A 26,487-nucleotide genomic window follows, 5' to 3' on the forward strand; every position below is an offset into this window, starting at 1 on the left:
CGTGAGTGAGTTGTCTTAGTCTTTAGTTACTCTTTTTAAGTAACATCAAGCACACATTGGTTAAAATCTGCCGATTGGCTGAGGTATGATAACGGCTGCATATTCTCTTTTTTGGAAATATTTAGTCTCATGGATGTCAACCCAATCGTACTGTTACCGTTAATTTTCACTTTGGTATTGGCCCTAGTCACGCGGCAAACCTTAGTGGCACTAATTGGCGGTATAGTAAGCGGCGCCTTATTGGTTAAGAGCTTTGATGTCATTGCGACGCTGCAATATCTAGCAGCATCTACCCAAGGGTTATTCTATGACGGCGGCGCTTGGAAAACTTGGAATCTGAATGTGCTGGCGGCCATGTTAATGCTGGGAATGATGACGCGCTTATTAAGCATTAGCGGCGCGGTTGATAGTTTTAGCCAATGGTTATACCTGCGCATTCAAAGCGGCCGGCAAGCAAGGCTTGGCGTGGTGCTACTCGGTTATCTCGTCTTTATCGACGGTATTTTTAGCTGCCTTGCCGTGGGGCATGTGTGCCGGCCATTAAAAGATAAATATGCTATCAACTCGCCGCAATTAGCTTATCTGGTTGATTCCAACGCATCGCCCTTGTGCTCGTTAGTGCCTATATCAAGCTGGGGGCCCTATGTGATGGCGCTGCTTGCCAGTATTAGCTTTCTTAATTTGCCGCCATTAGCGGCCTTTGTTGTGGTGGCTCAAGGTAACTTTTATGCCATTTTAACGTTAGTCTTTGCCTTATGGCTGGCCTATAGCGGTAAGGGTTTTGAGCAAGTGACTCAGGCGGCGCCCAAAAGCGTGCCTGACACTGCGCCAGATACTACCAAAATCGGCGCTATCGGCCCTTGGATGCTGCTGTTACCTATGCTGACCTTATTGCTCAGTGCTATTGGTTTTACCTTAGCCTCAGGCATGATGGCAGCGCCTGATGGGAGTATTGCCCAGTGGATAGCACAAGCTGATATTGGCGCCGCTATGCGTAACGCTTGCTTACTGGCTTTAGTTGTCACTTTTGCCAGCATGATGTTTTCAGGCCAAGGCTTGTCTTTGATGGTCAAAGGTGTTGCTAGTGGCATAGGTATGATGCTGTTTGCCATTGGCATCCTGTTATGTACTTGGATGATTGGCAAGGTGATTGCCGATCTTAATGTTGCCTCTTTACTCGCTTATTGGGCTGAGCTCTATATTAATCAGCGCTTATTAGTACCTGGACTCTTTGTGTTATGCGCCTTGATGGCGTTTACCACAGGTTCAAGTTGGGGCACTTTTGCCATTATGATCCCCATTGGCGCTCAAATTAGTCATCAATTGGATGTCAGCATGTTATTGCCAGCGCTGAGCGCTGTGATGGCAGGCTCAGTGTTTGGCGATCATTGTTCACCGATTTCTGATACCAGCGTCATTAGCGCAACTAGCAGTGGCTGTAGCCCCCATGAACATGTGATTACCCAAATCCCCTTAGCCTTAGTCACAGCCGCTGGCGCGCTGGTGGGCTTTTGGTTAGTGAATCAAGGCTGGGATTACTTGCTCAGTGGACTAGTGGCAGGCTTTGTTGGCTTTGGCTTGTTACAAGGCTTGTTATGGCGGCGTAAGTTGGCGGCATAATGGTTAAGTAAAACAAAGGCTACTGCACAGTAGCCTTTTTTATAAACTAATAATTAGTTGAACTTGGCTTGGTTGGTGCCGTAAGGTCCTAAGTCAAGATCACGCTTACGAATGGCATCAACTCGATCAAAGGCCTCTTCTGCCACATTCAGATTTTTAACATCTTTGCGCCAGTAGTACTTGAAGCCATCAAAGTGAGCATTGTTTGGATACCAATACATAACGCCTAAGCCTTCGTCGCTCATAATCGGCGTATTATGGATATGATTACCCGGAATGTAGAAATATTGACCTTTCTTTAATGGGTGGAATTGGTTGTCTGCCAAAGTAGGGCTTTGACCAGTAACCACATAATAGCATTCAGGTTGACCGTGAAAATGAGGCTCGTGATCTGACTTGCCGCCATTAGTGATGCCTATCACCATAGGGGTATCGGCCAAATCTTTCCATAAGTAGCCCACCGGCGCATTGTTTAAATCGCAATCTTTGACTTTTAATACATTGCCTTGATCATCAAGACCTTTACAGAAACGCTGATCTTTGGCGATGCTGTCATTTGGCTGTATGGTCGCAAAATTGATTTTGCCGGCTTCCCAATCTGCAATGTAAGCTTCAACCTGCGGATCGCGGCACTGCTCTGGCATAGTGTTTTGCGGCAAATAAGGTGAGCTATCGTAAGGCACCGGTGTCATCTGCTGGTAAGGTAATTGCGCATGATTGCACTGGGGACCGGATGCCAAGGCAGCGCTAGAAATAATGGACGCCGCAACTAAGCTGGCAATAGTAGTAAATGTTTTCATCGTATCCCTAAATTGGTGTCGGAAGACTGGCTAACTTTTTAATGACTAATGTAAACAAGGTATTTAACTTTCATGACAATAAGCTTGAATGGGATCACAGGGGGGCTGCATCAGTTTGCTCTTTCGTGACCGTACTCTCGAATAAAATTCATTCTCGGCTAAAAATAAAGCAATTTAAAAGAGTTCAATTATCAGTACTTTGTTTAGGCCCGTTTTGCCAAGGGGCTTTACTAGCTATTTGCTTTAGTCCATTTGCCACAGTTATTGAGAAGAACCGAAATTTAGAACTAAGCCCTTGTTCACGCTTTTTGATAAATAGTTGTGAATAATGTGAATTAGGCTGGCCTTCAGTCATGATGAGATTTGTCTTCTACATACTTCATTTCATAATCAGCTAAAGTAGTCTATTGAAATCATTGAAAGATAATTTATGAAGTGTCCAGCTGATCCCGTGAGCCTATTGAGATGTAATCAGATATTGGATGTCGCTGAGCATTTAATTACTACTCAAGGCATAGTGTCGTTTAAATTCTCGCAAATTGCCCATGATGTGGGCTGCTCGACCGGCACTTTGTATAAGCATTTCAAAGGTAAAGAAGACATTTTAGTGTGCTTGTTTATGCGCCACGCGACCTCTAATCATTTGTCTTTATGTGTGCAGCAGCACCCTGAGCTTACTGAGCAGCACAAAGCATTACTGCCGATTTTCTTTACCTTTGAGACGATTAAGCGCAGCCCGATATTTTTTACGTTAAGGTCAGTATCAGTCAATCATATGGTATGGCCGCTGGCCAGTGATGAAAAAGTGACGCGCTTTAAACGCCGTATTAATGCCTTCTGGCGCTGGCTACAACATCATTTAACCCAAGCTGTAGTCAAGCAAGAATTGGTGGCCACGCCGCTGCAAGTTAAAGAGTTAACCCAAGGCATAGTGTTTTATCTCACCGGCGTATTAACTCAGTTTGAGAGCCAATTGATTGATGATGAGTTTTTAAGTGCGCAGCAACACACTTGTTATCGTCATTTGGCTAAATTGATGTCGCAGTACGCGTGGCAGCAAGCCGTGACTATTGAGGTGTTTGAATCCTTGCAGGCATTAACTCAGCAATATTTTATCGGTAATCAAGCTATCGCCATGAATTGCAGTGCCTGTAACGCCCTTGAAGCTAAGTGTGACTAAATTGTTTACAGTCCTTTTCAGCGAGTTAATGGCTAAGTCCTTGACTTTATTTTCACCGCTCCCTAGTCTGCTGACATAGGAAAAAAGGTGAAGCATCATGGAAATAAGCTATTGTTTGAAAAATGCGGCCGAGCGTCGTCAGCAGCAATTTGAGCCAGAAAGCAATGTTGGCTTTGGTAAGCTCAGAACCGATCACATGTTTGTCATGGATTATCGCGATGGAAAGTGGTGTGATGCGCGCATTGTGCCTTACGGTCCATTTGAGATGGCGCCCGGCGCTATGTGTTTGCATTATGGTCAGGCGATTTTTGAAGGCGCCAAAGCCTTTATGCATGAAGATGGTGAGATTTATTCATTTCGCTTAGATCAAAATGCCAAACGCATGAATAGTTCGGCCGATATCGTCTGTATTCCTAATATTCCTGAAGCGTGGCAAGTGCAAGCCATAGAAGCCTTAATCGATGTGGATAGATTATGGTTTCCCAAGCAGCAAGGCGCTTGCTTGTATATCCGCCCATTTATGTTTGCTACCGAAGATAGATTATCGGTGAGCCCCAGTCAGGCTTATACCTTTTGCGTAATGCTATCGCCAAGTGGTGCCTATTATGGTGCAGGCTTTGGTGAGGCCATTCGCTTACTCATTAGTAAAACCTTTCATCGCGCGGTTTCTGGCGGCACAGGCACTTCTAAAGCTGCGGGTAATTACGCGGCGTCGCTGCGTGCTGGTAAAGCGGCGGCGCAGTTTGGTGCGGCGCAAGTGCTCTATCTTGATGCGTCTAATACCCAGATTGAAGAAGCGGGCGCCATGAACCACTTCCATATTCTTAAATGTGGCACTGTGATTATTCCAACCTTTACCGATACTATTTTGCAGTCGATTACTTCGCGCTCCATCATGGAGTTAGCGCCTTTGCTCGGCTGCGAAATCCGCCAAGAAACTGTGACGTTAGATAAGTTTATTGCTGATATTGAATCTGGTGAGATTATTGAGGCCGGTGGTTTTGGCACTGCAGCGGTCGTGTCACCCGTAGGCTCTTATATTTTTGAAGATGGCCGCATTATTACTATTGGTGATGGCAAAGTGGGTAAACATATTCAGCGGATTTATCAGCTCTATACCGATATTCAATTAGGTAAAGTTAAAGGCCCTGAAGGCTGGGTGCGCCCCGTTCCAAGGTCATGTTAATCTCTGATTGATACCTAAAAATAAGGGCAGCCTAGGCTGCCCTTATTTTTAATCGCAAAGCTCTTTGCATGTTTTGATGTTAGTTATTTAAGAATATTTGCAAGGCTAGAGCAGCTGTACTTGTGTCGCTACCACTATGCTTTTGCGGTCAACATTATTCTTAGTGGGCATAAATTGCGTCTGCTTAATGGCTGCGAGTTGCTCATCGCTCACTGCCACTTTAGGCTCGATATTTGATAATTGTAAGTCTTGCATCTGACCATCAGTATCTATGGTCCAGCGCACATCAAAACTCACGGGTTGTTTAAACACTGTTTGCCAGTTGAGTAGTTCGCCTTTGATTACCCATAGTTGATTTGCTTGCAGCAGAGTTGCCGCACTTTGTTGTGGCATAACGCTGCAGCCTAACCCTGAAAAAATAAATAAACACACCACTAACAATCGCATTATCATCCCGTCTACTTGCTAAGTTAACATCCATAAAACCTAGGTTTAAGTGTTTCATCTCGTTTGGTTTTTGTAAATGCTTTGTTGGTAAGGTTGAGGTTGCGTTTAAGGTTTTTATTTGAAGTTATCGACCGGTAATGGCGATATATTCGGCCGACATTACTTCCTGTTTAGCTATTTGTAGTGGTTAATTCTAGTCGCTTGTCAAATTGACGTATATTTCGCCTTTCATTAATACTCGCGCGCTGCGACTCATCATCGCCTTAGTGACTTGCCACTGACCGCCCAAGTATTTAGCTTCGGCGCCTACGGTTAAGGTGCCTGATGGGTGACCAAAGGTAACCTTGTTACGCTCAGTGCCGCCTGAAGCTAAGTTCACTAAGGTGCCTGGAATAGCGGCTGCAGTCGCTATAGCCACAGCCGCTGTGCCCATCATGGCATGATGCAATTTACCCATAGATAAGGCGCGTACTTGCACATCAATATCAGCGCTTGCAACCTTCTTGCCGCTTGAGGTGACATAATCCATCGGCGGGGCAATAAAAGCGATTTTAGGAATATGCTGCTGAGTTTTCGCTTGTGCTACATCTGTCATTAAGCCCATCTTGATGGCGCCAAGGGCGCGCAAGGCTTCAAATTTGACTAGCGCTTCCTCGTCGTTATTTATCGTCTCTTGCAATTCATTACCTAGATAACCGAGTTCACGAGCATTAATAAAAATGGTGGGGATACCGGCATTGATTAAGGTGACATTTAATGCGCCGCTTGCCACTAAATGAGTTGGCACTTCAAGCACATCAACTAAGTTGCCAGTGGGGAACAGGGCGCCATCTTCAGCGGCGGGATCAATAAATTCTATGGCAAGTTCGGCCGCTGGAAACGTCACACCATCCAACTCAAACTCACCAGTTTCTTGCACTTGGCCATGGCTAATAGGCACATGAGCGATAATAGTTTTGCCAATGTTGGCCTGCCAAATTTTTACTGTGCATAGGCCAGATAGCGGGATGTTATCGGGATTGATAAGGCCGGCATTAATCGCAAAGGCGCCAACCGCGGCCGAAAGATTGCCGCAATTGCCGCTCCAATCCACTAATGGCTTATCTATGGCGATTTGGCCAAAGAGGTAATCGACATCATGGCCTGCCTGCAGGCTGCGACTGACAATCACAGCCTTTGAGGTTGAAGAACTGCCGCCGCCCATGCCATCAATTTGTTTGCCATAAGGGTCAGGGCTTCCTAGTGCCCGCAGCAATAAGGCGTCGCGATAAGCGCCCGGCGTTTGCGCAGGAATCGGCAGGTCGGTGAGTTTAAAAAAGAGGCCCTTACTGGTGCCACCGCGCATATAAGTGGCGGCAATTTTAAGTTGTGGTGCAAACATGCTTAATCCCTTAGCGATAAATGGAATGAGTGTCACAGCATTTATCCATGACACTCATGCAATCAGTCATTCAATCATTCAATCATTCAATCATTCAACTAATTAACTTTATGAATGCGCTGAGCTGGCCAAAAAGTCTTGTGCAAAGCGTTGTAATACACCGCCTGCGTCGTAAATTGAGACTTCTTCCGCGGTATCTAGGCGGCAAGTCACTGGCACTTCTAGGTTTTCACCATTTTGGCGGCGAATCACTAAGGTTAAGATGGCGCCTGGGGTACGCTCGCCAAACACATCAAAGGTTTCAGTGCCATCAATGGCTAAACTATGGCGATTCGTCCCTGGGATAAATTCCAGCGGCAATACGCCCATGCCTACCAAGTTAGTGCGATGAATACGCTCAAAGCCTTCGGCGACTATGGCTTCAACTCCAGCGAGCCTCACGCCTTTAGCCGCCCAATCTCGGCTCGAACCTTGACCGTAGTCAGCGCCAGCAATAATGCATAATGGCTGCTTTCTGGCTATATAGGTTTCTATGGCTTCCCACATGCGAATAACGCGCCCTTCTGGCTCAATGCGAGTAAGCGAGCCTTTAACTATGTTGCCATCCTTAATCGCCATTTCATTGGTTAGCTGTGGGTTAGCAAAGGTGGCGCGCTGGGCGGTGAGATGATCGCCTCTATGAGTCGCGTAAGAGTTAAAATCTTCCTCAGGCAATCCCATTTTAGATAAGTATTCCCCCGCAGCGCTGTCCGCCATAATCGCATTAGAAGGAGATAAGTGGTCGGTGGTAATATTATCCCCAAGTACGGCTAAAGGACGCATACCCTTAAGACTACGTTCACCGGCGAGCGCCCCTTCCCAGTACGGCGGACGGCGAATATACGTGCTGTGTGGGCGCCACTGATATAAGGGATTAATGTGCGCGCCATAATCGACATTAAGCTTGAACATGGGCTCATACACTTGTCTAAATTGCTCAGGTTTAACGCTCGCGGCCACTATCGCATCTATTTCGGCATCGCTTGGCCAAATATCGTTAAGGGTGACGGCGCGCCCCTCTTTATCTATGCCAAGCACGTCTTTTTCGATATCAAAGCGCGTGGTGCCGGCAATGGCGTAAGCCACCACTAATGGCGGTGAGGCTAAAAACGCCTGTTTAGCATAAGGATGAATGCGACCATCAAAGTTGCGATTACCCGATAATACTGCGGTAGTGTAAAGGTCGCGGTCGATGATTTGCTGTTGAATCACAGGATCTAAGGCGCCACTCATACCGTTACAAGTAGTGCAGGCAAAGCCCACTATGCCAAAGCCCAAGGCTTCAAGGCTTGTCAGTAACTGCGCTTCTTTAAGATAAAGTTCAACGGTTTTTGAGCCCGGTGCCAATGAGGTTTTAACCCAAGGCTTACGGCTCAAACCTTTGGCTAAGGCGTTGCGTGCCAAGAGGCCTGCGGCAATCACATTGCGGGGATTACTGGTATTAGTGCAACTTGTAATGGCAGCAATAATCACGGCGCCATCGGGCAGCAAAGCACCTTGTTGCTGGTAAGCACCAGTAATGCCTTGGGCGGCTAATTGACTGGTCGCTACCCGTTTATGTGGGTTGGAGGGTCCTGCGATATTGCGCACTACGGCTGATAAATTAAAGCTAAGAGTGCGCTCATAGTGGGCGGTTTTCAGGCTATCAGCCCACAAGCCCGCTTGCTTGGCATAGATTTCCACTAACTCTACTTGCTTATCTTCGCGCCCAGTGAGCTTTAGATAATCTAAGGTGTGTTGATCTATATAAAACATGGCGGCCGTGGCGCCATATTCTGGGGTCATGTTAGAGATAGTGGCGCGATCACCTAAGGTTAAGTGACTGACGCCCTCGCCATAAAACTCAAGATAGCAAGACACCACTTTTTGCTGGCGTAAAAATTCAGTCAAAGCTAACACTAGGTCAGTGGCAGTAATGCCAGGCGCTGGTTTACCTGTGAGCTCAACCCCAACGATATCAGGCAAACGCATCCATGAGGCGCGGCCAAGCATGACGCTTTCTGCTTCAAGTCCGCCCACACCTATGGCTATCACGCCAAGGGCGTCCACATGGGGAGTATGGCTATCTGTACCGACTAAAGTATCTGGATAGGCGATGCCATGGTCATTGTGAATAACCGGTGACATCCGCTCTAAATTGATTTGATGCATGATGCCATTGCCGGGCGGGATCACATCCACATTCTTAAAGGCGGTTTTAGTCCAATTGATAAAATGAAATCTGTCATCGTTGCGCCTATCTTCAATGGCGCGATTGTTGGCAAAGGCATCGGCTTCAAAGCCTGCATGTTCAACGGCAAGTGAGTGATCGACAATCAATTGAGTCGGCACCACAGGGTTCACTTTGGCAGGATCGCCGCCCATATCGGCAATGGCATCCCTAAGGCCGGCGAGATCCACTAAGGCGGTTTGGCCAAGAATATCGTGACACACGACTCGCGCAGGGAACCAAGGGAAATCTAGCTCTTGTTTACGCTCAATAATTTGGGTTAAAGATTCAGTTAAGCTGGCAGGATTGCAGCGGCGCACTAAGTTTTCGGCAAACACCCGCGAGCAATAAGGCAAGGCATCATAAGCGCCCGGCTTAATGGCATTAACGGCGGCGCGAGTATCAAAGTATTGCAGCCCTGTGCCTGGTAAAGGTTTGAGATAGGCAGTATTCATGAGTTTATCCACTAAAGGGTGAGACTGACCCAAGGCTCAGTCTCGTGATTAACTGTGTGCCGCTATGCGGGACCTAATTCTTAGCCATTAGCCATTAGCGATTTTCGATGGCAATAACAGTGCGCGGCGCAACCCCAACATAGTCAGCACTTGGGCGAATAATGCGGTTATTCGAGCGCTGCTCCATCACGTGCGCCGCCCAGCCGGTTAAACGTGAGCACACAAAAATCGGGGTGAATAACTTAGTCGGTATGCCCATAAAGTGATAAGCGCTGGCATGGAAAAAGTCAGCATTACAGAACAGCTTCTTTTGCTCCCACATTAGTTCTTCGCAAGCTACCGACACATCATAAAGACGGGCATCGCCATATTCTGCCGCAAGCTTTTGCGACCACACCTTAATGATGGCGTTGCGTGGGTCGGACTCTCGATAAATGGCATGACCAAAGCCCATGATTTTATCTTTACGCTCAAGCATACCCATTAACTTAGCCTTGGCATCGCTAGCATCTGTCATGGTTTCAATTAATTCCATGGCCGCTTCGTTAGCGCCGCCATGCAAGGGGCCGCGCAGTGAACCTATGGCGCCAGTCACACACGAATGCATATCCGATAAGGTCGAGGCGCAGACGCGGGCGGTAAAGGTAGAGGCATTAAATTCATGCTCAGCATACAGAATGAGGGATGCGTCCATGGCGGCCACGTGTAAATCGAGCGGGCGGCGGTCATGGAGTAAATGCAAGAAGTGCGCGCCAATTTGCTCATCATCGGTTTCGGTATTAATGCGCACGCCGTCATGGCTAAAGCGATACCAATAACAAATGATGGAAGGGAAGGCGGCAAGCAAACGATCAGCTACCTGACTTTGCTGCGAAAAATCGTGCTCAGGCTCAAGATTGCCTAGCATAGAGCAACCGGTGCGCATCACATCCATAGGATGAGCCGAGGCAGGAATGCGCTCTAACACTTCTTTTAAGGCTTGCGGTAAACCGCGCAGGCTTTTGAGTTTAGTGCGATAGTCCTTAAGTTGGCTGACGGTCGGCAGTTCACCGTACAAAATTAAATAGGCAACTTCTTCAAAGGTAGTATTAGCCGCCAGATCGTTAATGTCATAACCGCGATAGGTTAAGCCAGAACCTGACACGCCCACTGTGCTCAATGCAGTGTCTCCCGCCGATTGCCCGCGAAGTCCTGCGCCACTTAATTTCTTGTCCGTCATAAATATCCCTCTTTAACGTGTTCTTATTATCCATTGCCTCAGATAGCTGAGCTAACTGATAGGGTTAACAACGACCGCGGGCTACGCCCCTGTTGTGAAGCTAGTTGTAATCTTGCTGACTACTGTTGCTAATTACTGTATTTGCCTATGGGTTTTGCTTAAAAAGCTTATCTAACTTGTCTTCAAAGGCGTGATAGCCCAAGAAGTGATACAGCTCTTTGCGGGTCTGCATTTTGCTGACCACATTGCGCTGGTGGCCATCGTTAAGCAGCGCCTGCATGACTTCTAAACCAGCCTGATTGGCGGCGCGAAAGGTACTGAGTGGATACAAGACCATGTCGGCGCCGGCATGGCTGAGTTGCTCTGTGCTAAATAATTCGGTTTGCCCAAATTCCGTCATGTTGGCCAAAATCGGGGCGTTAACGGCGGCGCGAAAGCGGGTGTATTGCTCTAATTCAGTCAGGGCTTCGGCAAAAATCATATCGGCGCCCGCTTCTAAGTAAGCCTGCGCGCGGGCAATGCCAGCCTCTAGCCCTTCAACGGCGACAGCATCGGTGCGCGCCATGATCACAAAGTCTTTGTCGGTGCGGGCATCGACTGCGGCCTTAATCCTATCGACCATTTCATCTATGCTCACCACAGCTTTATTGGGGCGATGACCACAGCGTTTTTGGGCGACTTGATCTTCCATGTGCACTGCGGCAACGCCGGCCTTTTCAAATTCTTTAATGGTGCGGCCAATGTTAAATGCGCCGCCCCAGCCAGTATCAATATCTACCAGTAATGGCACTTGGGTGGCCGAAGTAATGCGGCTAGCATCAATTAAGACATCATTCATTGAAGTCATACCAAGATCGGGCAAACCAAATGAAGCGTTAGCCACGCCAGCACCTGAAAGATAAATGGCCTCAACGCCCGACAGCTCAGCCATTTTGGCAAAGTAGGCATTCATGGTGCCGACTATTTGTAGTGGCTTAGCATTGGCAAGAGCTTGTCTAAATCGGCGTCCGGCGCTGTTATTCATGGCTTGATTCCTTAGGTAATGATGACTCAAGGCTTGCGCCTTGTAGGGCTCTGAGTTTGAGTTCTGTGCTTTGCCGCCCGCGCTCTATATGGCGGCGCATTAATAGCGCGGCTAATTCGCCATCTTTGGCGGCTATGGCTTCAACTATTAGCTTGTGTTCGGCAATGGCTTGAATTGGGCGTTGGTGATTTGAGGTTTGATAGCGATACATGCGTAGTAAATGATAAAGGCTGCCCATTAAGGTTGCTTGCAAGTGGCGATTACCACTGGCCTCAATGATTTGATAATGAAAGTCGATATCCCCTTGCTGCTGAAAATACGGGTCGCTATGACTCAGGGCTAACTGCTGGATATCGATTAACTTGTATAGCTTGTCTAATTGCTCAGGAGTAATGTTTTGAGCCGCAAGCTCACAGGCCATGGCTTCCAATACGCTGCGCAGTTGATACAGCTCGTTAAGCTCAGTGATGGATAATCGCGCGACTCTAGCGCCTATGTGGGGGATGAGAACCACTAAGCGTTGGCGCTCAAGGGCTTGCAAGGCTTCACGGGCAGGGCCGCGACTAATGCCATAGCGCTCGGCGACCTCTTGCTCGTTGATTTTACTGCCAGAGGGAATTTCGCCTTTGATTATGCTGGTTTGCAGTTGTAGCAAGAGTCTATCGACCAAACGGCCTAATTTCGCCGGTTTAAGATGGGGGGCTGCTGGCATCAAAGTATCGTTATCCATAACAATCGCATTTGGCTAAAAGTTAATCAGAACTTATGCCCGCGCGCTCACCTTGTCAACAATAAATTAACTAATAACCAACCAAATGGCTTGGGTAGTTATTTAAATCTTTATAAATCAATTGCCAATCATGTTTGAATTTTTTTGTGAATATTTATTGTTAACAATGCTTGGTGTGTTAGCTGCTTAGTAAGGGCTGGGAAGATGAGTTTGGATAACCTTCGGCAGGCATGAATAAGGTTAGATGTGGTTGAGCAAGCTATGACAGGAGGATTTAGTCGAGGGCGATGGCGCCAATCTGCTATTTTTTGATGCCTTGATGGCATAAAGGCGCTAATGGTTAGTTAGCGCCATTAATAAGACTCAAGCTTGGCTGGTTGCAATCGAGCAGACTAGCGACTTTCGCTAAGCTTATCGCAGCCTTTGTATTGCTGCTTAAGGCAAATGCTCGACATTTCAATCGCTTGGCGTCTATCACTAGCTTTCATCTTATGGCTAAGCATTTCAGTGAGTTCATCGCCTGTGCCGCCGTTATAGTGCGACAAATTAGCCCACATGTAAGCCAGTTTATCATCAGCTTCCACGCCGCGGCCCAAGGCATACATGATACTTAAATTGTTTTGCGCATCGGCATAGCCTTGCTCTGAGGCTTGAGTAAACCAGTGCACGGCTTGTTTATCATCTTTAGTAACGCCCTGACCATTGGTGAACATAAAACCATAGTTTAACTGAGCTTCAGCGTGGCCAAGTTCAGCGGCCTGACGATACAAGGTAATAGCTTGGTTGATATCGGCTGTCATGCCGCGGCCATTTTGATACATGTTACCTAAGTGAAATTGGGCGTCGGCGTTGTCTTGTTTGGCCGCTTGTTGTAGCCATTGCATGGCTAATTGATCATCTTTAGCCACGCCGCGCCCTAAGGTATGGCTAATGCCTAAGTTAAATTGCGCTTGGCTATGGCCTTGTTCGGCGGCTTGTTGAAACCAATGGGCTGCTTGCTTGTTATTTAACGGCGCGCCTTGGCTGCGTGAATACATGGTCGCAACTGTATATTGAGCCTCGGCGTTACCTTGCTCGGCTAAGCTCAATTGTTGCTTGAACGACTCAGTCGCCGTAGGCTGTGAGTTAGCATGAGCGCCAACACTTGCGACTAATAACATTAAGGTAGCGGACAGGGATTTCTTCATGATAACTTCTTATTTTGGCATATTAGCATAAGCTAAGTTATTGTTTGTATTGTAAGATTTTATCATTTATCTAAAGCCGTTAGGTGCGATCCGCTCAGCACTTTACGCATTGTTGTGTGAACTCTCGGCCGAATATGGCGCTTAGGAAGGCTAAAAATCGGGGCGGAATAAATAGTAGGAAATAAAAGGGAGTAAAGATATGAGCCTGAAAAGTAGCGTCTTCAGGCTCATGTTGCACTCAAGGTTAAAAATTAGCTTTGTGAATTGATTAAGGCCGGGTAGCTGGTGGTTTTAGCTTGGTATTCAAGTAATAGCTGATGGATTTCATCATCTTTTTCAGCCCAAATTTGATTGAGCCAACGCTGAAACTCAACGCGATAACTGGCATCCTGTCCATAGCGCTGGTCATCGACCACTGGCACGGGGCGCGGCTTAATACGCATCACCACTTGCTTGACCTTGCCATGCATCACGCTTGATAAAATATCTTTAGGGGCATCGGGGTACACGATTGTTATGTCTAATACATGGGTAAATTGTTCGCCCATGGCCGCTAGGGCAAAGGCACTGCCGCCAGCTTTTGGCCGCAATAAATAGCGATAAGGTGATTGCTGGCGTAGGCGTTTTTCTTCATTAAAGCGGCTACCTTCGACATAGTTCATTATGGTGGTAGGTAACAAACGAAAGCGCTCACAAGACTTTCGAGTGGTTTCCATGTCTTTCCCTTTAAGTTTGGGGTTCTTTTTTAATTTTTCAGCACTGGTGCGGTTCATAAATGGCATATCTAATGCCCAGCAGCCAAGGCCAATAAAAGGCACGTAGAGCAACTCTCGTTTGAGGAAAAATTTCAGCATGGGAATATGGTTACGCAGCACATAAGTTTGGGCGGCGATATCAAAACCACTAAGATGATTGCTGATGATTAAGTACCAAGCATTGTTATCTAAGTGTTCTAAACCTTTGACATCCCACTCAATATTGGCAATTAGTTTTAGAATGCCGCCATTGCCTGTGGCCCAAGCCCACATAAAGCGATTTAATACTCGGGTCAGTTGAGTGCGCGCCGCTTGCCAAGGCAGCAGCAATTTGAGTAGCCCGCCAAGGCTAATCAGCCCAGCCCAAAGGGTAGTGTTAATGATGAGCAAGCCGCTTGAGAGTAAAAATAACAGTGGCCCTGGTAGAAAATTCAACATCTTAGTTTTCACCTCTCATGCGATTTGGCTCGGTATGTAATTGACATAACAACTTATCTTTACTGTGCCAGAGCATATTTAGTTCTTGTTGAAACTGCTGCTTATAGTCGCGATCATGCTGATAATCGCCGCGCATAGCCGCGGTAATGGGCCGCACTTGAATATCCACATTGACCTTACCGCCCTTGCCACTTAAGTAGTCAAAGAAGCTCGGCACACCATCGGCATAATGAATGGTGACATCCACTAAGGTATTGATTTCATCCATGGCCGCTAATGCAAACGACATGCCGCCGGCTTTAGGTCTTAATAAATGATTAAACGGCGAGCTTTGCTTGGCATGCTTTACCGCTTTAAAGCGCGTGCCTTCGACAAAATTCATCACGCTTACTGGCGTATGTTTGAATTTACTGCAGGCCTTACGGGTGATTTCAATGTCTTTGCCCTTGAGGATTGGATTCTTTTTAATTTCAGCTGGGCTATAGCGGCGCATAAACGGAAAATCTAATGCCCACCATACCAGCCCAAGTACTGGCACATAAATCAATTCACGCTTAAGAAAAAATTTTAGGAAAGGAATTTTGCGGTTAAATATTCCCTGCAAAATCAAGATATCAACCCAAGATTGATGATTGGCTATCACCATGTACCAGTTATCTTTACTGAGCTTTGCATTGCCAGTAACCGTTAATTGAATCGGATGCAGATTTCTTTCCATCCAACCATTACAGCTAATCCAGCAGCTGGCGAGAAAATTAAGTACATTACTGCAATGCGCTTGTAAGCTAGTGGCTGGGATCAACTTAAGCAGGCTGATTAGCAGCAGTGGCGTTGCCCAAAATAAAGTGTTGATAATGTAACCGGTAAAAACCAATGAGCCTCGAACGCGCGACAACAACAGCGTCATGTACTTTTTCCTCCCACAAATTGAGGCGTCATGGTAACTCCTGTGTAGCATTTCCTCAAACTTTGGTTGCATAGTCTGATAATAAGGCGGTTTTTTGTGGTTTGTTTCTGCAAATTATTAACAAGTGTTCATCTAAGCTAAGTTTTGGGTTGCTGCTGTTGAGCCCGTGAGCTTACTTGGCGCTGAGAGCAAAAAAATAGCCCATCTCATAGATAGGCTATTTAGATTTAAGCTAGCGCTAGCTTAATGGCTTGGAGCGCTAGCAAATCAGTTAAGATCGAAACGATCGGCATTCATCACCTTGTTCCATGCCTTGATAAAGTCATGCACAAACTTAGTCTTGGCATCGCTAGCGCCATAGACTTCGGCAATGGCGCGTAGCTGCGAGTTTGAGCCTATGACTAAATCGACCCGAGTCGCGGTCCATTTAACTTTGCCGATAGGATCTCGACCTTCAAAGACTTCAGCCTCCGCTGAGGTTGGGCGCCAATCGGTCGTTAAGTCCAAAAGATTAACGAAAAAGTCATTAGAAAGAACGCCAGGCTTATGGGTAAACACGCCATGGGCGGATTGCTCGAAATTGGCGTTGAGTACACGCATGCCGCCAATCAGCACTGTCATTTCCGGGGCGCTTAAGCCTAATAACTGAGCGCGATCGATAAGCATTTCTTCACAGGGCACTGTATAGCGGGTTTTACTGTAATTTCTAAAGCCATCGGCCGCAGGCTCTAGTACTGCAAAAGATTCTGGGTCGGTATTATCTTGAATTGCATCAGTGCGACCTGCACTAAAGGGCACGGGCGCTTTGACTCCCGCATCGGCAGCAGCTTTTTCAATGGCGGCATTACCCGCTAACACTATGATGTCGCTAAGGGATACGGCTTTATTGGCTTGTTGCGCGGCATTAAAATCGGATTTTATCCCTTCGAGGGTGGCAAGGACTTTAGCTAATTGCGCAGGTTGATTGACCTGCCAGTCTTTTTGCGGCGTGAGGCGAATGCGCGCGCCATTAGCGCCGCCTCTGTGATCTGAGCCGCGATAGGTAGCCGCTGATGACCATGCTGTATATACAAGTTCCGTAACTGTTAAGCCTGAGCTTAAAATCGTGTGTTTCAGGCTTTCAATGTCTTTGGCATCAATCAGATCGTAAGTATTAGCAGGCAGTGGATCTTGCCAAATTAAATCTTCAGCGGGCACTTCTGAGCCTAAATAACGGGATTTTGGTCCCATATCCCTGTGGGTTAATTTAAACCAAGCGCGGGCAAAGGCGTCGGCAAATTCAGTGGGATTTTTATGAAAATGCTGGGAAATTTTAAGATATTCAGGATCTTCTCGCATCGCCATGTCGGCGGTAGTCATCATGATGCGCACTTTTTTGCTGCTATCGGCAGGATCTGGCGCATGGTTGCTATCGCTAAGATTAATCGCCGCCCATTGCTGCGCGCCCGCAGGGCTCTTAGTTAGCTGCCATTCATAACCGAGTAGCATATCAAAATAGCTGTTATCCCATGTGGTTGGGGTCGGAGTCCAAGCGCCTTCAATACCACTAGTAATAGCATCGCGCCCTTTACCGCTGGCATAGCTGCTTTTCCAGCCTAAGCCCATTTGCTCTATGGGCGCGGCTTCTGGCTCAGGCCCCACTAATGAAGCGTCACCCGCGCCATGGCCTTTACCAAAGGTATGACCGCCAGCAGTTAAGGCCACAGTTTCATAATCATTCATGGCCATGCGGGCAAAGGTTTCGCGCACATCGCGCCCAGAGGCGACTGGATCTGGATTGCCATCTGGGCCTTCTGGATTGACATAAATTAGTCCCATTTGCACGGCGGCTAATGGATTTTCAAGCTCGCGATCGCCGCTGTAGCGCTTATTGCCCAGCCACTTATCTTCTGCGCCCCAATAGATATCTTCTTCTGGCTCGTAAATATCTTCGCGACCGCCAGCGAAACCAAAGGTCTTAAAGCCCATGGATTCTAATGCCACGTTGCCGGTTAAAATAATCAAATCTGCCCAAGAAAGTTTGTGGCCGTATTTTTGTTTAATGGGCCAAAGTAAGCGTCTGGCTTTATCTAAGTTACCGTTATCAGGCCAGCTATTAAGCGGGGCAAATCTCTGATTACCTGTGCCTGCGCCGCCGCGGCCATCGCCAGTGCGATAAGTGCCTGCGGAATGCCATGTCATGCGGATCATCATAGGGCCATAATGGCCATAATCGGCAGGCCACCAATCTTGAGAATGAGTGAGTAGATGCTCGATATCGCGTTTAACCTCGCTTAAATTTAGCGTCATGAAGGCTTCGCGATAATTAAAATCATCGTCCATGGGGTTAGCTTGACGACTATGTTGATGCAAAATGTTAAGATTGAGTTGGTTTGGCCACCACTGCATATTTTGACTACCTTGCCCACCAACATGGGTGTTACCACCGTGCATAACCGGGCATTTACCGGCATCATTACTATTGCTCATATTAGTTACCTCGTGCTATTTGGGGTGAAAGTATGAACTAGCTATACGCATCGTCCGTGAATTTGAATATAGTTGAGCCTCAATCACTTACTCTGATGTTTTAGCAATCGTGGTAATCGGTTATTTAGGATCAGTAGTTTTACCGGTGCAATATTAGTAGCTTAGCTAGAGAACTTAAGCTTGGCGTGATGGATGCTGTTGCTGGTGGGAATTTAAGAGTTCTGCGACAAAGCATAAGCCCAAGGTTTGGGCTTATGCTTTGGTTGTCTGGTTAAAGCTCGCTTAAATGAGCTTAAGTTAACTTAAGCGCACAACTATTTGAGCTATTTATAAGCGCCTGCGCTGTAGTGTAATTCATAGCTGTGGCTATAAATTTCAAGAATATTCCCAAACGGATCTTCCATATAAATCATGCGATACGGTTTTTCGCCTGGAAAATAGTATCGCGGCGCCTTCATGCGTTTTTTACCGCCTGCAGCCACAATTTTTTCGGCTAATTCTTCCACATTCGGGTCTTGCACGCAGAAATGGAAAATACCGGTTTTCCAATACTCGAAGTTATTTTCTGGGTTTTCTTGGTTTTTGAACTCAAACAATTCAACCCCTATGCGATCGCCTGTCGATAGGTGCGCTATGCGAAAACGATCCCAGCCCTCACCAAACACATCGGTACACATTTCACCGATGGCAGAATCATCTTCAATGATTTCTGTGGGTTCCATGATTAAGTACCAACCTAAAACCTCAGTATAAAATTTAACGGCGGCTTCTAAGTCGGGAACTGAAATTCCTATATGGGAAAAACTGCGTGGATAAGTGGTTGTTGGCGTCATAGTGACCTCGGTCAGTTAAGTTATCCTGTTTAGCTTACTGGCTTGGTATCTATACATAAAATTATCAATTATTCTGCTATTGATAATTATTATTTATGGAGAGAGGCGTGCTTAATCAACAATGGCTGCAGACCTTTACCACCTTGGTTGAGCTTGGCAGTTTTACCCGCACCGCTGATAAGTTGTTTATGACTCAACCTGGGGTCAGTCAACAGCTTAAAAAGTTAGAGCAAGCCTGTGGTTATGAGTTACTGCAGCGCTCCCATAAACGCTTTGAGCTCACTGAAGCTGGCCGCAAGGTATATGAATATGCGCAGCAATTGCAGCGGCAACAAGGTGAGTTATTAACGGCATTGGGAGAAGATGAGGCATATATCGGCCAGTGCCGTCTGGCATGCTCTGGCGCGCTTGCCTTAAGTTTATATCCGCGCATGTTAGCGCTACAAAAGCAATATCCGCAGCTAACTATGATGCTTGAAGTTGCTCCTAACCAATCGATTCTTAAGCAAATTCAGTCTGGCGCTATTGATATGGGGGTTGTGACGCATCTTAGTCATAAATGGCTTTATGACTCGAAAGTGATTGGTTATGAACCTTTATGTTTGGTCTTGCCAGCAAGCTTTAGCGGGCCTGTCGATATCGCTGCGCTTAGCGAGCTTGGCTTAATTAAGCACCCAGATGCTATGCAGTATTTATCGCTATTTTGTAGTTATTGCGGCAATGATAAATTACTCCAGCTGCAATTAGATAAATTGCCTGTAAGTGGCTACGCAAATCTTAGTGCCTGTGTCATTAGGCTTAGGCTTTACGGTATTGCCTAAGAGTGCCGTTGATAATTTTGCCATTTCAACAAGCATACAATGTTATCAATCGCCCTTAAGCGTGAATGAAACCCTTTACGCTTTGCATAAACGCCATCGGCAACTGCCTGCGCGTTATCACGCCTTGCTTGAGTCGGTGCGCAGTATCATAGCGCCTATGCCGCTAGAGGCTTAGTCATAAGTTAGGTGCGAGGCACAGCTCAATAGCAAGGGCCTTGGTATAGGTGTTTCGACAGGGGATCTAAGCTTAGTACTGACTTAAACTATGCATTAATCTATCCATGGCTCTGAAGCCTAAGGCTTGCGCCACATGGCGGCGCTCGACTTTTTGGGAGTGCTGCAAATCTGCAATGGTGCGGCTTACTTTCATGATGCGATGAAAGCTGCGTACCGATAGCCCAAGTTTTTCAATGCTGGTTTCTAAAAATAAGCGATCGGACGCACTCAGTTGGCAGGCATTATCTAGTGCCTTGCCCGTAAGGTATTTATTCAGTGTTCCTTGACGCTCAAACTGCACTTGCCTTGCGAGCAATACACGTTCGCGCACTTGCGCCGTGGTTTCCCCTTGTTGGCTGTTGGCTTGAGATAAGCTGCCCGTTGGCAGTTTGGGCACTTCAATACTTAAGTCAAACCTATCCAAAAAAGGCCCAGACAGCTTACTTAAATAGCGCAAAACTTGATCCGGTGTTGAGCGCCGCTGACCTTCAATATCACCGCAAGGGCTTGGATTCATGGCGGCAATTAATTGAAATTGGCAGGCAAAGGTGAGCTTAGCTTTGGCTCTGGAAATCACGACTTCCCCAGTTTCTAGTGGCTCCCTTAAGGTATCTAGCACTTTTCTTGGAAATTCAGCCAATTCATCCAGAAACAAGACGCCTTTATGGGCCAAAGATATTTCACCGGGCTGCGGCTGCGAGCCACCGCCCACTAATGAAATAGCAGAGCTGGTGTGATGCGGATTCCGAAAGGGGCGCATGCATAATTGGGCTGGCGTTAAGTTAATGCCAGCGATGGAATACAGTGAGGCCACTTCTAAGGCTTCTTGGTAATTAAGCTGTGGCAATAGCGGTAAAATACGATTGGCCAGCATGGTTTTGCCAGTCCCAGGAGGGCCGATAAGTAATAGATTGAAGTCTGATGAAGCGGCTATTTCAAGCGCTTGTTTAGCTTGATGCTGACCAATAATATCGCTTAAACATAAAGGGTTATGGTTGGCAGGCGGTTCTTGCCAGTGAGCCGCGGTGGCATTATTGGCAAGCTCGATACGGCCATGCAAATAATCGGTCACTTGTTGTAAGTGACCTGCCATATAGCAGGCGTGATGACTCACCAACTCGGCGTCGAAATGATTATCAATGGGAATAATTAGCCGGTGCTGCACATTTTTAGCGCCGACAATCGTTGGTAGTAAGCCTTTGCAGCCATTGATTTGACCTGACAATGACAACTCCCCGGCAAACTCAGTGTCTTTAAGGCTGGTTAAGGGCACTTGACCTGAGGCGGCTAAAATCGCAATGGCTATGGGTAAGTCGTAGCGGCCGCCTTGTTTAGGAAGTTCAGCCGGCGCTAAATTAACTGTGATGCGGCGCATGGGAAATTCAAAACCAGAATTGATAATGGCGCTGCGCACTCGCTCTTTGGCTTCTTTAACGGATGTTTCTGGTAAGCCCACCAATGAAAAGCTCGGCAAGCCGTTGCCAATATGTACTTCCACTTTTACCTGTGGCGCTTCTACTCCAAATTGGGCGCGGGTTAAGCTAGTAGCTAGCGACATGAAGTGTATTGATCCATGTCGAGGTGGGATTGATAGATTTGATAATGGCTGTCATTGCGTTTGGCTTGATACATAGCGATATCAGCATTAATCATTAGGCTGGTTTTATCATTACCATCTGTGGGGTACTGGGCGATACCTATGCTAACCCCAATGCTGAGAACTGCGCCTTCGTATTCAATGGGGGCCATCAAGCTCTGCTGTATGGTTTGGGCAATACGTATGGCCATTTCACTGTCATAACCTGGCAATAATACCGATAACTCATCACCGCCTAAGCGCGCAGTAATGGCATCTTCAGGCACTGCCCTTAGCAATCTTTCGGCGACCACTTGAAGCACATGGTCGCCATAGCTATGACCATAGTTATCGTTGATGAGTTTGAATTTATTAAGATCTAACATCATGCAGCAAAAGTAGGGGGTTTGTGAGGCAAACATTTGTTCTAAATCAAGGTAAAACTGATGGCGATTAGCGAGCCCAGTTAGGCTATCGTGATGGGCCTGAAAATGGTTTTGTTGCAGAGTCTTCATTAAATCGCCTATGGTTTGACGACTCATGCAGGTAATGACAAACACAAACGCGCCGCCACCACAAAAAATCGCTGCGACTACCAGCTCAAGCATGGAAACTTGATGATCAATCAGCATATAGATGAAGCCGATATAGCCGAAAATGAACATGGATATCATAGCCACTAAGGCTAACCATCCCTTATGTTGATAGTCTGATAAATGGAGAATGGCATAGGCCGGCTTGATTGAGGCGATTAAGCCCAGTAAACCTAGCAAGACTAAGCTAACCGCAATTATTGTCATGTAAATCACCGTGATTAACGTGATTTAAGTATAGTCAATCGCCTAAAAATGCTATTTTTACATTGTTTGTTAACTAGACAGTAGCGACCACTGGCCGTTAAGCATATATTTAGCAGTTGTTTGTCTACGCTGTGTGCGTCAATTCCTTTTTGTTCCGGGTGTATCCATGAGCTTGTTCGAGAATTTGTTAATCATATTCCTTTTGATCAGTATTAGTAGTTTCTTTTCTATGTCTGAAATTGCCTTAGCTGGCTCGCGTAAAATGCGTCTGCGGCAACTATTTGATGAGGGAGACTTAAGAGCGGGTCGAGTATTACAACTGCAAGCTCAGCCAGGAAACTTCTTTACTGCGGTGCAAATTGGCTTAAATGCCGTGGCTATCTTAGGCGGTATTGTCGGTGAATCTGCATTTACGCCATATTTTACACTGATGTTAACGCCATTATTGCCGGAACCTTATCTTGGGCAAATCAGTTTTGTCCTGTCATTTGTAATGGTTACTAGCTTATTTATTTTAATTGCCGACCTTATGCCTAAGCGCGTAGCCATGGCTATGCCTGAACAAATTGCCATGGCATTAGTTGGCGCTATGTCTTTTTGTATTGTGCTATTAAAGCCTTTAGTCTGGATGTTTAATGGTATATCCAACACTGTCTTTAAATTGCTGGGTATCTCTATGGCGCGTAATGACGCCATTACTGAAGATGATATTTACGCTGTAATGGCGGCGGGTACTGAGGCGGGCGTGCTGCAAAAAGATGAGCAGCAACTCATGGAAAACGTGTTTGAAATGCAAAGCGTACCAGTCACAGCAGCCATGACAGTGCGTGAAAGCTTAATTTTCTTCCTGCAGCAAGACACAGAAGAAGATATGAAGCGCAAGATTGCGCAAGACCCACATAACAAGTTCTTAGTGTGTGATGGGCAGCTAGATCAAATTAAAGGCTTTGTGGATGCTAAAGAATTGCTGATGCGCGTGATTAATGGCGAAGTCATTGACTTGAAAAAGGGCGATTTACTACATCCAGTATTAATAGTGCCTGATACCCTTAATTTATCTGAGGCGATGGAATACTTTAAAAATAATCGCGCGGATTTTGCGGTTGTGATGAACGAATATGCCTTGGTCGTTGGGGTAGTGACCACCAACGATTTACAAAGTGCTGTGATGGGTTCATGGAACTTAGCGGAAGGCGAAGAGCAAATTGTGGCGCGCGATCTTAACTCTTGGTTGGTGGATGGTTTAACGCCGATTACTGATGTGATGCGCTCATTTGGTATTGAAGAATTTCCTCAGAGCCAAAACTATGAAACTATCGCCGGTTTTATTATGTATATGCTGCGCAAAATACCTAAGCGCACCGATTATGTGGTACACAGTGGTTTTAAATTTGAAGTAGTAGATATCGACTCTTACCGAGTAGATCAATTACTGGTTACTCGCATTGAGCCTGAAAAATCACCTGCTGACAGCGCCTTGGCGTTAGCTAACGCAGATATCAAGGCATAAAGTTTTACCAGTTAACATGCTAGTGCTGAGGCAGGGTTCGTAAAAATGCTTCGAGCAAAGGGTCCTGCCGCATAGTGCGGCGGGATATGCAGCCGAGCTTTAACGGCAACACTTGCGCTAGCGGCAATGCCTGCAATCTATCCCGCACAGGACTGTGCTGGATGACCACTTCAGGTAAAATACTTATTCCACACCCAAGCGCCACCATAGAAGCCATGGCTTCATGGCCAGAAACCTGCGCATAAATCCGCATACTCATATCTAATTGCTTATATAAAGCTTCGGCACTATCTCGGCTTGGCCCGCGCTCAGGCAAGATCAAAGGCTTATTGAGCCAGTCATTGATCGTTAAATCATCACGCCATTCGCTCTTAGGTACGACTAAGCACATAGGGATGGAATCTATCTCTAGAAAATCCAGACTCGTTGCCAATAGGGCTGGTTTAGCGGCGATAGCAATATCGGCCAAATTTTGCTGTACCTGGTCGGGGGCGTTGGCGGCATCACCTGTAGTGAGATTGATTTCAACTAGTGGCTGCTGGCGCCTAAAAGTATCAAGCAAAGATGGTAAGTGGCTGTAAGCCGCCGTTACTGAGCAGTACAGCCTGAGCTGACCAATCAATTCAGTGCTGGGGGTGAGTTGCTGTTGCAGCAATTGCCAATGGTTAACTGTTTCTTGAGCAAAAGTGCGAAATGCCATTCCCGCTTGGGTTAAGCGTACTTGGCGGTTATCCCGTTCAAAAAATTGACTCCCAGCTAACTGCTCTAAGCGCTGTAATTGGCGGCTTAAGGTCGATGGGCTGACATGCATCCGCTGCGCCGTATGGCCAAAATGCAGGCTGTCACATAAGTGCAAATAGATTTTAAGGCTGCGGATATCCAAGGTGAACTCCATGTTGCAAATTATGCAATGCTGTGTAGCGAATATATCATTTTAAGCAATGAAAGATAGGCGATATAGTGAATTCAGAGCATTCATTTTCAATATTCAGTGGCAGGGATTAGTAATGACGAATTATTTCAACTCGTTGAGTTTACGAGAGCAATTGGCTCAGTTAGGTCAGTGTCGATTCATGCAAGCAAGCGAATTTAGCAATGGCTGCGCAGCTATTCGCGATTGGAATATTGTTATTTTGGGCTGTGGCGCGCAGGGGTTAAATCAAGGCCTTAATATGCGTGATTCAGGCTTAAATATTTCTTATGCCTTGCGCCAACAGGCCATTGACGAGCAGCGTGATTCCTTTCAGCGGGCGACAGCTAATGGCTTTAAGGTTGGCAGCTTTGAAGCGCTGATCCCAAAGGCGGATTTAGTCTTAAACCTGACCCCAGATAAGCAACATAGTGCCGTCGTCAATGCGGTTATGCCGCTAATGAAGCAAGGCGCTACCTTATCTTATTCCCATGGCTTTAATATTGTGGAAGAAGGCATGCAGGTGCGCCCAGATATTACAGTGATCATGGTGGCACCTAAGTGCCCAGGCACTGAGGTGCGTGAAGAATACAAGCGCGGCTTTGGAGTGCCAACACTGATTGCTGTGCATCCTGACAATGATCCTAAAGGCCAAGGATTTGAGGTTGCCAAGGCTTATGCCAGTGCTACCGGCGGCGATCGCGCTGGCGTCTTGCATTCATCCTTTATTGCCGAAGTAAAGTCTGACCTGATGGGCGAGCAAACCATTCTGTGCGGCATGCTGCAGACCAGTGCGATTCTAGGTTATGACAAAATGGTCGCCGATGGCTTAGAGCCAGGTTATGCCGCCAAACTTATCCAACAAGGTTTAGAAACCATTACCGAAGCGCTTAAGCATGGCGGCATCACTCATATGATGGATAGGCTGTCTAATCCTGCCAAACTAGCAGCTTTCAAAATGGCCGAGGAATTAAAACAGCAGCTTAAACCCTTATTTGAAAAGCATATGGATGACATTATCAGTGGTCAGTTCTCAAGTACTATGATGACGGATTGGGCCAATGATGATGCTAATTTGCTGCGCTGGCGCGCCCAAACAAATGACACGGGTTTTGAACAGGCGCCACAAAGTAGTGAAGTGCTCGAAGAGCAAGCCTATTTTGATAAAGGCATCTTCTTAGTGGCTATGATCAAAGCTGGGGTTGAGTTGGCCTTTGATACTATGGTGGCCGCCGGCATTATTGAAGAATCTGCCTATTATGAGTCGCTGCACGAAACGCCTTTGATTGCCAACACCATAGCCCGTAAACGTTTATACGAAATGAACGTGGTGATTTCTGATACCGCTGAATATGGCTGTTATTTATTTAATCACGCCGCCGTGCCGTTACTGCGTGATTATGTGATGACTATGTCACCTCAGTATTTAGGTGCTGGCCTTAGGTTTGATGATAATCAAGTCGACAACCAAGAACTTATTGCTGTTAATCAAGCGATTCGCTCAACTCAGGTAGAGCAAGTTGGCGCTAAGCTGCGCGGTTATATGAAAGCGATGAAGCGCATTAATGTAAATTGAGAATGTAACATTGCTTTAGATAACAGGCTTACTTGAGGAAATTTCAGTTGGGCTTGAAAGTTAATTGTGCTAAACATGTATAGATAGATGTAAATACTAAGTATTAGCACCACAGATAGGAATTCAGTGTTAAATGACTAATCAAGCCCAAATCATGCAGTTGCTATCAGTAAATAAGCTCAGCCTTGTTGGCGGCTTA

Annotated in this window: 22 protein-coding genes; 7 read left to right on the forward strand and 15 right to left on the reverse strand. The window is 46.5% G+C overall.

Going from position 1 to position 26,487, the window contains the following annotated elements:
• Positions 1–129 precede the first annotated feature (129 nt).
• Positions 130–1,620, forward strand: coding sequence for a Na+/H+ antiporter NhaC family protein (locus AC1HDP_RS14745; protein ID WP_479639321.1), 1,491 nt, complete (start codon positions 130–132; stop codon positions 1,618–1,620).
• Between the two features lie 53 nt (positions 1,621–1,673).
• On the opposite strand, the gene AC1HDP_RS14750 is transcribed toward AC1HDP_RS14745, so the two are convergent.
• Complete coding sequence (locus tag AC1HDP_RS14750) at positions 1,674–2,420, reverse strand: cupin domain-containing protein (protein ID WP_479639322.1); 747 nt, start codon at positions 2,418–2,420, stop codon at positions 1,674–1,676.
• Between the two features lie 430 nt (positions 2,421–2,850).
• On the opposite strand from AC1HDP_RS14750, the gene AC1HDP_RS14755 reads away from it, so the two are divergent.
• Together AC1HDP_RS14755 and AC1HDP_RS14760 are read left to right on the forward strand one after the other, a co-directional pair.
• Positions 2,851–3,600, forward strand: coding sequence for a TetR/AcrR family transcriptional regulator (locus AC1HDP_RS14755; RefSeq protein WP_479639323.1), 750 nt, complete (start codon positions 2,851–2,853; stop codon positions 3,598–3,600).
• 97 nt (positions 3,601–3,697) lie between these two features.
• The gene (locus AC1HDP_RS14760; protein ID WP_479639324.1) at positions 3,698–4,786 is read left to right on the forward strand and encodes a branched-chain amino acid aminotransferase; all 1,089 of its coding nucleotides are present in this window, start codon (positions 3,698–3,700) and stop codon (positions 4,784–4,786) included.
• Between the two features lie 105 nt (positions 4,787–4,891).
• Here AC1HDP_RS14760 and AC1HDP_RS14765 read toward each other — a convergent pair whose 3' ends face one another.
• The 11 genes from AC1HDP_RS14765 to AC1HDP_RS14815 all read right to left on the reverse strand — a co-directional run bounded on the left by AC1HDP_RS14765 (position 4,892) and on the right by AC1HDP_RS14815 (position 18,879).
• Positions 4,892–5,239, reverse strand: a complete 348-nt coding sequence (locus AC1HDP_RS14765; protein WP_479639325.1) for a hypothetical protein — start codon at positions 5,237–5,239, stop codon at positions 4,892–4,894.
• Positions 5,240–5,426: 187 nt separating this feature from the next.
• Complete coding sequence (gene prpF, locus AC1HDP_RS14770) at positions 5,427–6,614, reverse strand: 2-methylaconitate cis-trans isomerase PrpF (protein WP_479639901.1); 1,188 nt, start codon at positions 6,612–6,614, stop codon at positions 5,427–5,429.
• Positions 6,615–6,722: 108 nt separating this feature from the next.
• Positions 6,723–9,317 carry a Fe/S-dependent 2-methylisocitrate dehydratase AcnD gene (gene acnD / locus AC1HDP_RS14775; RefSeq protein WP_479639326.1) on the reverse strand — a complete coding sequence of 865 codons (2,595 nt, stop codon included), beginning with the start codon at positions 9,315–9,317 and terminating at the stop codon, positions 6,723–6,725.
• Between the two features lie 94 nt (positions 9,318–9,411).
• A complete protein-coding gene (gene prpC / locus AC1HDP_RS14780; protein WP_479639327.1) occupies positions 9,412–10,536 on the reverse strand; it encodes a bifunctional 2-methylcitrate synthase/citrate synthase in 1,125 nt (374 codons plus the stop codon).
• A gap of 145 nt (positions 10,537–10,681) precedes the next feature.
• The gene (gene prpB / locus AC1HDP_RS14785) at positions 10,682–11,560 is read right to left on the reverse strand and encodes a methylisocitrate lyase (protein WP_479639328.1); all 879 of its coding nucleotides are present in this window, start codon (positions 11,558–11,560) and stop codon (positions 10,682–10,684) included.
• A complete protein-coding gene (locus tag AC1HDP_RS14790) occupies positions 11,553–12,290 on the reverse strand; it encodes a GntR family transcriptional regulator (RefSeq protein WP_140930573.1) in 738 nt (245 codons plus the stop codon). The genes prpB and AC1HDP_RS14790 overlap by 8 nt, the downstream gene beginning before the upstream one ends.
• 392 nt (positions 12,291–12,682) lie before the next feature.
• A complete protein-coding gene (locus tag AC1HDP_RS14795; RefSeq protein WP_479639329.1) occupies positions 12,683–13,477 on the reverse strand; it encodes a tetratricopeptide repeat protein in 795 nt (264 codons plus the stop codon).
• A gap of 251 nt (positions 13,478–13,728) precedes the next feature.
• Entirely contained in the window at positions 13,729–14,670 is a 942-nt protein-coding gene (locus tag AC1HDP_RS14800) for an acyltransferase (protein WP_479639330.1), read from the reverse strand.
• Between the two features lies 1 nt (position 14,671).
• A complete protein-coding gene (locus AC1HDP_RS14805) occupies positions 14,672–15,577 on the reverse strand; it encodes an acyltransferase (protein WP_479639331.1) in 906 nt (301 codons plus the stop codon).
• Between the two features lie 267 nt (positions 15,578–15,844).
• The gene (katG, locus tag AC1HDP_RS14810; protein ID WP_479639332.1) at positions 15,845–18,046 is read right to left on the reverse strand and encodes a catalase/peroxidase HPI; all 2,202 of its coding nucleotides are present in this window, start codon (positions 18,044–18,046) and stop codon (positions 15,845–15,847) included.
• A 323-nt stretch (positions 18,047–18,369) separates the two neighbouring features.
• Positions 18,370–18,879, reverse strand: coding sequence for a lactoylglutathione lyase family protein (locus tag AC1HDP_RS14815; protein WP_479639333.1), 510 nt, complete (start codon positions 18,877–18,879; stop codon positions 18,370–18,372).
• A 107-nt stretch (positions 18,880–18,986) separates the two neighbouring features.
• Between AC1HDP_RS14815 and AC1HDP_RS14820 the strand changes: the two genes are divergently transcribed.
• On the forward strand, positions 18,987–19,700 hold the full coding sequence (locus tag AC1HDP_RS14820) for a LysR family transcriptional regulator (RefSeq protein ID WP_479639334.1): 714 nt from the start codon (positions 18,987–18,989) through the stop codon (positions 19,698–19,700).
• The gene (locus tag AC1HDP_RS14825; RefSeq protein WP_479639335.1) at positions 19,660–19,875 is read left to right on the forward strand and encodes a hypothetical protein; all 216 of its coding nucleotides are present in this window, start codon (positions 19,660–19,662) and stop codon (positions 19,873–19,875) included. Before AC1HDP_RS14820 ends, AC1HDP_RS14825 begins: the two co-directional genes overlap by 41 nt.
• A gap of 72 nt (positions 19,876–19,947) precedes the next feature.
• Here the strand turns inward: AC1HDP_RS14825 and AC1HDP_RS14830 are convergent, their stop codons facing one another.
• Positions 19,948–21,474, reverse strand: coding sequence for a YifB family Mg chelatase-like AAA ATPase (locus tag AC1HDP_RS14830; protein ID WP_479639336.1), 1,527 nt, complete (start codon positions 21,472–21,474; stop codon positions 19,948–19,950).
• The gene (locus AC1HDP_RS14835; protein ID WP_140930587.1) at positions 21,465–22,292 is read right to left on the reverse strand and encodes a GGDEF domain-containing protein; all 828 of its coding nucleotides are present in this window, start codon (positions 22,290–22,292) and stop codon (positions 21,465–21,467) included. The genes AC1HDP_RS14830 and AC1HDP_RS14835 overlap by 10 nt, the downstream gene beginning before the upstream one ends.
• Positions 22,293–22,458: 166 nt before the next feature.
• Between AC1HDP_RS14835 and paeA the strand changes: the two genes are divergently transcribed.
• Complete coding sequence (gene paeA, locus AC1HDP_RS14840) at positions 22,459–23,802, forward strand: polyamine export protein PaeA (RefSeq protein WP_479639337.1); 1,344 nt, start codon at positions 22,459–22,461, stop codon at positions 23,800–23,802.
• A gap of 19 nt (positions 23,803–23,821) precedes the next feature.
• Here the strand turns inward: paeA and ilvY are convergent, their stop codons facing one another.
• A complete protein-coding gene (ilvY, locus tag AC1HDP_RS14845; protein WP_479639338.1) occupies positions 23,822–24,685 on the reverse strand; it encodes an HTH-type transcriptional activator IlvY in 864 nt (287 codons plus the stop codon).
• 124 nt (positions 24,686–24,809) lie between these two features.
• On the opposite strand from ilvY, the gene ilvC reads away from it, so the two are divergent.
• On the forward strand, positions 24,810–26,288 hold the full coding sequence (ilvC, locus tag AC1HDP_RS14850; RefSeq protein ID WP_479639339.1) for a ketol-acid reductoisomerase: 1,479 nt from the start codon (positions 24,810–24,812) through the stop codon (positions 26,286–26,288).
• Positions 26,289–26,487: the final 199 nt, after the last annotated feature.

Source organism: Shewanella sp. ISS20, assembly GCF_056522965.1.

What these genes read in the sequence shown, in the direction of transcription:
- AC1HDP_RS14815 (WP_479639333.1), bottom strand. Translation starts at nt 18,879, where the DNA reads ATGACGCCAACAACCACTTATCCACGCAGTTTTTCCCATATAGGAATT.
- ilvC (WP_479639339.1), top strand. Translation starts at nt 24,810, where the DNA reads ATGACGAATTATTTCAACTCGTTGAGTTTACGAGAGCAATTGGCTCAG.
- AC1HDP_RS14760 (WP_479639324.1), top strand. Translation starts at nt 3,698, where the DNA reads ATGGAAATAAGCTATTGTTTGAAAAATGCGGCCGAGCGTCGTCAGCAG.
- AC1HDP_RS14745 (WP_479639321.1), top strand. Translation starts at nt 130, where the DNA reads ATGGATGTCAACCCAATCGTACTGTTACCGTTAATTTTCACTTTGGTA.
- AC1HDP_RS14750 (WP_479639322.1), bottom strand. Translation starts at nt 2,420, where the DNA reads ATGAAAACATTTACTACTATTGCCAGCTTAGTTGCGGCGTCCATTATT.
- paeA (WP_479639337.1), top strand. Translation starts at nt 22,459, where the DNA reads ATGAGCTTGTTCGAGAATTTGTTAATCATATTCCTTTTGATCAGTATT.
- prpF (WP_479639901.1), bottom strand. Translation starts at nt 6,614, where the DNA reads ATGTTTGCACCACAACTTAAAATTGCCGCCACTTATATGCGCGGTGGC.
- AC1HDP_RS14790 (WP_140930573.1), bottom strand. Translation starts at nt 12,290, where the DNA reads ATGGATAACGATACTTTGATGCCAGCAGCCCCCCATCTTAAACCGGCG.
- prpB (WP_479639328.1), bottom strand. Translation starts at nt 11,560, where the DNA reads ATGAATAACAGCGCCGGACGCCGATTTAGACAAGCTCTTGCCAATGCT.
- prpC (WP_479639327.1), bottom strand. Translation starts at nt 10,536, where the DNA reads ATGACGGACAAGAAATTAAGTGGCGCAGGACTTCGCGGGCAATCGGCG.
- AC1HDP_RS14755 (WP_479639323.1), top strand. Translation starts at nt 2,851, where the DNA reads ATGAAGTGTCCAGCTGATCCCGTGAGCCTATTGAGATGTAATCAGATA.
- AC1HDP_RS14805 (WP_479639331.1), bottom strand. Translation starts at nt 15,577, where the DNA reads ATGACGCTGTTGTTGTCGCGCGTTCGAGGCTCATTGGTTTTTACCGGT.
- AC1HDP_RS14765 (WP_479639325.1), bottom strand. Translation starts at nt 5,239, where the DNA reads ATGATAATGCGATTGTTAGTGGTGTGTTTATTTATTTTTTCAGGGTTA.
- AC1HDP_RS14835 (WP_140930587.1), bottom strand. Translation starts at nt 22,292, where the DNA reads ATGACAATAATTGCGGTTAGCTTAGTCTTGCTAGGTTTACTGGGCTTA.
- AC1HDP_RS14830 (WP_479639336.1), bottom strand. Translation starts at nt 21,474, where the DNA reads ATGTCGCTAGCTACTAGCTTAACCCGCGCCCAATTTGGAGTAGAAGCG.
- katG (WP_479639332.1), bottom strand. Translation starts at nt 18,046, where the DNA reads ATGAGCAATAGTAATGATGCCGGTAAATGCCCGGTTATGCACGGTGGT.
- AC1HDP_RS14795 (WP_479639329.1), bottom strand. Translation starts at nt 13,477, where the DNA reads ATGAAGAAATCCCTGTCCGCTACCTTAATGTTATTAGTCGCAAGTGTT.
- acnD (WP_479639326.1), bottom strand. Translation starts at nt 9,317, where the DNA reads ATGAATACTGCCTATCTCAAACCTTTACCAGGCACAGGGCTGCAATAC.
- AC1HDP_RS14800 (WP_479639330.1), bottom strand. Translation starts at nt 14,670, where the DNA reads ATGTTGAATTTTCTACCAGGGCCACTGTTATTTTTACTCTCAAGCGGC.